The organism is Chitinivibrionales bacterium (genome assembly GCA_014728215.1).
In the GTDB taxonomy this organism is placed as follows: domain Bacteria; phylum Fibrobacterota; class Chitinivibrionia; order Chitinivibrionales; family WJKA01; genus WJKA01.
Map to the genome: position 1 here is coordinate 1 of WJLZ01000094.1, position 5,159 is coordinate 5,159.

Annotated in this window: 3 protein-coding genes; 2 read left to right on the forward strand and 1 reads right to left on the reverse strand. The window is 50.1% G+C overall.

Translation table 11 applies throughout. The features are described from left to right. A partial coding sequence (locus GF401_07485; GenBank protein MBD3344888.1) for a S1 RNA-binding domain-containing protein occupies window positions 1-472 on the forward strand: 472 nt, incomplete at its 5' end. A gap of 174 nt (window positions 473-646) precedes the next feature. On the opposite strand, the gene GF401_07490 is transcribed toward GF401_07485, so the two are convergent. Further along, window positions 647-2,608 carry a hypothetical protein gene (locus tag GF401_07490; GenBank protein ID MBD3344889.1) on the reverse strand — a complete coding sequence of 654 codons (1,962 nt, stop codon included), beginning with the start codon at window positions 2,606-2,608 and terminating at the stop codon, window positions 647-649. 237 nt (window positions 2,609-2,845) lie between these two features. Here GF401_07490 and GF401_07495 point away from each other — a divergent pair, with 237 nt between their 5' ends. Further along, on the forward strand, window positions 2,846-5,092 hold the full coding sequence (locus GF401_07495) for an amino acid permease (protein MBD3344890.1): 2,247 nt from the start codon (window positions 2,846-2,848) through the stop codon (window positions 5,090-5,092). Window positions 5,093-5,159: the final 67 nt, after the last annotated feature.

A 5,159-nucleotide genomic window follows, 5' to 3' on the forward strand; every position in this document is an offset into this window, starting at 1 on the left:
GCTCGATAAGCCCGGACGGGACCCTCGTGCTGAGTTTACTTATGCGGTTTTCGACGATAAAATCCAGGAGATTTCCGATCTTGCACCCGATATGGTTCTTGAAGGCACCGTGACCAATGTGGCCAATTTCGGCGCCTTTGTCGATATCGGCGTTCACCAGGACGGCCTCGTTCATATTTCCCAGATGGCAAACCGGTTTGTCAAGGATCCCCGTCAGGTGGTGAAAGTGGGGCAGGTAGTCAAAGTGCGAGTGCTGGAGGTTGATGAAGAACTTAACCGCATATCGCTCTCCATGCGGCTCGAAAAAGATGGGGGCGGACGGCAACAGGAAAGGTCCGGCAAGCCCCAGCACAGGAGGCAACCGGACAGCTCATCGAGCCGGCCGCAACAGAAAGGCAATCGCCACGATAACAAACCCAAAAAACTGGTTACCTGCAAACCGAAATTCAGTCTCCGGCAGTTTATGAAATAAGCTGAATGTGCCGGGGGGCGCCAGTGACTATCAAGGGCGCACCCAATTTTGGGGACGGAGATAAAAAATTGAATTTAGCTCATCGTGAGTTTCCGGGTTTAATTCAATTTTTTAACTCCGTCCCTGATGTCTATCGCTTAATCATTCACCGCAGCGCGGACATGCGGTACCGGCCTATTTCGTCATCACAAACTTTCTGGAAATCGTCTCGGTACCGGCCACAATCTTGGTAATGTAGCAACCTGCAGCGTTCCTTAAACCTGCCGTTTCCGAATGCAGGCTTATCCGTTGCTTTCCCGATCGAGAAGATACCTGTTTTGCATAGACCAGATCGCCTGTCGTCGTGTAAAACATTATTTTGGCGCCATTACTGTTTCGAAACGACCAGGCGATTTCAACGCCTCCGGATTTCGGGTCAACAGAGCACGCATCGATACGCTTACGTGTCATGAATGGCCTGCCTTCGATTGCAACCGGAGCGGAGAGTGCATCGGCATTGCGGTCGGCTCTCGGTTCACCCGCGGCATACATCATGCTGTCGGATGGGTCGATATACAGCATCACCGGGTTAGCGATATTATCGTTATACGAGCTGATGTCATGCCCTTTACCTGACAGCGCATTTAAAATATCCTGCCCGACTTCTTCGTTGACACGAAGGTAGTTGAGGTCATAGATACGGTCTTGTCTGTCGGGATATGCCCTGAAACCGTTTTCGTGGTGACGGGTTTCGAAGCGCGGCGCACTGACTGCATCGACAGGCATCATATTAAAATGGATGAAATTGAGCAGAAGGTTGAGCGTGGTCTGGTCCTGCTTATCGCCGCCAGCAACGCTTATTGCCAGGATCGGTTTGCCTTCTTTGAGCACCATGGTTGGGGTGAGGGTGATCCGTGGACGTTTTCCCGGTTCGATCTGGTTCGGATGGCCCGGAGTGGTGTTGAAGCAGCGCAACCTGCGGGCAAAATGAATGCCAAGCTCGCTGCAGAGCGAATAGGTGCCGTTTCCGCTTGGTGTTGCCGACACCACATTGCCGTACTGATCTGCAACGCAACAGGTGGTTGTTCCGCCCGGCCAGTGCCGGAGGGAATCGGGGTCGGATATTGCATTCATGCCAAAGGGATCGCCCGGACGGACCTCAGTTGACGAATGATCCGGGGCGATCAGCGGGTAGCGAAGGTTATTGTACTCATCCGAAAGAAGAATATCAATAGGTACATTTGCAAAAAGCGGATCGCCGTAGTATTTGTCGCGGTCGGCAAAGGCAAGCTTGAGCGCCTCGACACAATGGTGAATATATTCGGCCGACATATGGCCCATGGAGACAAGGTCGAAATGTTTCAAAATCGCCAGCGCCTGAAGAAGCACCACGCCCTGCGTCCAGGTGTCACACTTGTAAACGTTATATCCGTTATAGTCCAGCATAATCGGATTTTCAACCAGGGTTTCGTAGGTTTCCAGGTCGCTCTTTCTTAAAAAGCCGCGGGTAGAATTGCCGTCGGGAGCGCTGAACCATTCATGCAGGATATCGGCAATATCGCCTTTGTAAAACCGGTCTCTGGCCGCCTGGAGTTTTTCAATTCGTGTTCCCTGGGTATTCTGTTCGGTTTCGATTAACTTGCGCAGTGTGACAGCAAGTTCATCGTACCAGCTCTGCCCGCCGCCATCCAGGATATCCAGCGCAGGCTGAGCAATCCGCTCAAAACTCATGGTTCCATAGAGCTGCAGTGCTTTAAAGAAAAGACTGATCGGACCGGGAACCGGAGAAACTTTCGGTTCATTGCCCCAGGTGGGAAGGTCATTATCCCAGAACCATTGGATCGATGCCGAGTCTTTTGGCGCAACTCCAAGCCCGCAGAGGACCTTGACTTCATCGCTTTTAGCATCGTAAATCATAAAAGGAATTTCTGCGCCGATACAGAATGAGCCGTGATCGACAATAGACAGGGCAAGGAGCGTTGCGACTGCAGCATCGGCAGCAGTACCGCCTTCACGGAGCATTTCCAGGCCGGCATCCACAGCACGGTAATCTTTTCCTGCACACACTGCGCCGTATTTGCCCGAGCCGTTGCGAATGTCCTGAGCCGCGGCTGTCAAACAGAAAAGTATAGCAAGACATATTGTTTTTCTGAGCATGGTCCCCTCCCGAATATCTAAAGGTAATGAGCCTTTTGTGTTTGGAATGCGATGGTATTAATATAGTTGTAATTTTTGTTGGATGGAATAGGATTTGGGAAATTCCGTCCCCGAAGCCGCCCCCAAAGTATATGCAAAAAAAAGTAGCGGGCATTTTAGCTGTAATTATTTTATACTCAATAATTCGCGATATCCTTACCACAGCCCTTGAGAGGGCGATTTTTAAATTACAGTTCCATGCAGGCGAAAACAGCAAAAGATTCATCGATAATTACCGATGGTCCGGTTAAATTCGGCACCTTCGGCGGAGTTTTCACTCCCTCGATTCTCACCATTTTTGGCGTGATCATGTTTATGCGTGTGGGATATGTGGTCGGCCAGGCAGGGATCTTTCATGCCCTGATTATTCTTTCACTCTCGAAAATAATCACCCTCTTTACCAGTATTTCGATTTCGGCTATTGCCACCAATACCGAAGTAAAAGGCGGAGGAGCATATTTTCTCATATCCCGCACCCTGGGCCCTGAATTCGGCGGAAGTATCGGTATAGCACTGTTTTTAGGCCAGACCCTTTCGGTGCCCTTTTATCTTCTGGGGTTCACCGAAGCGCTGGTCGTAACATTCCCGGTTTTCGCTCCCTGGTTTCACTACATAGCTTTTGGTTCGATGGCGATCCTTTTTGTTATAAGCGTTGTGGGTGCAGGATGGGTGATTAAGACGCAATATTTTATCATGGTAATCCTTGTATTGGCGATCACCATGTTTCTGCTCGGCTCCTGGACTCAGTTCAGTGAGGCAACGGTGAATGCAAACTGGACTCCGGGGTATACCGGCGATACCGGATTCTGGAAAATATTTGCAATTTATTTCCCTGCGGTTACCGGAATTATGGCTGGGGTCAATATGTCGGGTAATCTGAAACGTCCTGCCTTTTCTCTTCCTTGGGGGACCTTTGCTGCGGTTTTCGTGGGCGCTCTGGTGTATGTTGCTCAGATACTGATCTGCGGTGGTGCCATATCCAGAGAAACCCTGATTGCCACACCCTACGAAAGCCTCCTGGAAAATGCCCTTTTCGGCAGATTTGGAGCGTTTATCGTAGCCCTCGGAGTATTCTGCGCCACGCTCTCCAGCGCCCTGGGATCACTGCTCGGTGCGCCGCGTGTGCTCCAGGCGCTTGGTGAAGATAAAATTCTTGCTCCGGCAACACCTTTTGGTAAGCTTTCGAAAAAGGGGGAGCCCTTTCGGGCATTGCTGCTGGTCTGTTTTCTTTCGGCCGGTGTGCTCTATTATGCCGTTACCCGCGGTGGCGCTGTTGCGCTCAATATTATCGCTTCGGTGGTCACCATGCTCTTTCTTTTTACCTATGGTATGACCAATCTTGCGGCTTTTGTCGAGGGATTTACCAGGAATCCATCCTTTCGTCCACGATTTAAACTGTTCCACTGGTTCTTTGCACTTTTAGGCGCTGCCGGCTGTATTTTTGCCGCCGTACTTATCAGTGCACAAGCAACAATCATCGCAGGCGCACTGATTGTTTTGCTGTTTGCCTATGTTCGAAGGTTTGTGCTGACGACCACATTCGGCGATGCCCGGAGAGGATTTGTCTATTCCCGGATCAGAGAATATCTTATCATGCTCTCCCAGCTTCCTATGCATCCCAAAAACTGGCGTCCTACGACCCTGGTGCTTTCGGGTAATCCCAACAGCAGATTAACACTGGTGAAATATGCTATCTGGCTCAGCAGCGGACGGGGGATTGTCAGTCTCATCTCGATCCTCATGGGGGGGTTCGATGAAATGAAAGACCGCCGGAAACTGCATATTCAGGAGCTTGACGATTTCATAAGCAAAAACCGTCTCCAGGCATTTCCGGAAGTTATCGTGGCTGATGATTATGAAGCGGGCATAATGCAGATTTTCCAGTGCAATTCGATCGGACCGCTCAAACCAAATCTTGCCATTTTCGGGTGGAGTCCCGACCCTCAGCGCGCTCAAAGCTATGTCCGCATTCTCAATGCAGCAAAGGCGCTCGATATCAGCCTGATCCTACTCAACGATAAAGGACTTCCCGAACCCGGAAAAAGAAAACGGCGTATCGATATCTGGTGGCGGGGACAGAAAAACGGCTCTCTTATTATAATTCTGACCTACCTTATCACGCTTAACAGTGAATGGTCACGAGCAACCGTACGGATTCTACGCGCCGTCAAAACCACCCGGGGGCAGGAACCTGCCCGGCAAGAACTCAAAACCCTGATCGATGCAGCCCGGATGAAAGCAAGAATAGAGGTCATTCAGTCTGATAAACCGGTTACCGAAACAATCACCCAAAACTCCGCAGATGCTTCAGTCATATTCCTCGGATTCCAGGTCCCCGAGGAGAAAGACGCCGAAAAGTTCCAGGGTGCGATAACCAATCTGATAAAAGATCTTCCCACAACACTGCTTGTGTACTCCACCGGAGATGCGGATTTAGTGTCGTAAACTTTTTACTTTTTCTTTTCAATTCTTCCGCCATTTATTATCTTAATATCTACTATTTCTATCTCCC

Bases quoted from the DNA above. Each gene is read 5' to 3' on its own strand.
- GF401_07490 (MBD3344889.1), bottom strand. From the start codon at position 2,608: ATGCTCAGAAAAACAATATGTCTTGCTATACTTTTCTGTTTGACAGCC.
- GF401_07495 (MBD3344890.1), top strand. From the start codon at position 2,846: ATGCAGGCGAAAACAGCAAAAGATTCATCGATAATTACCGATGGTCCG.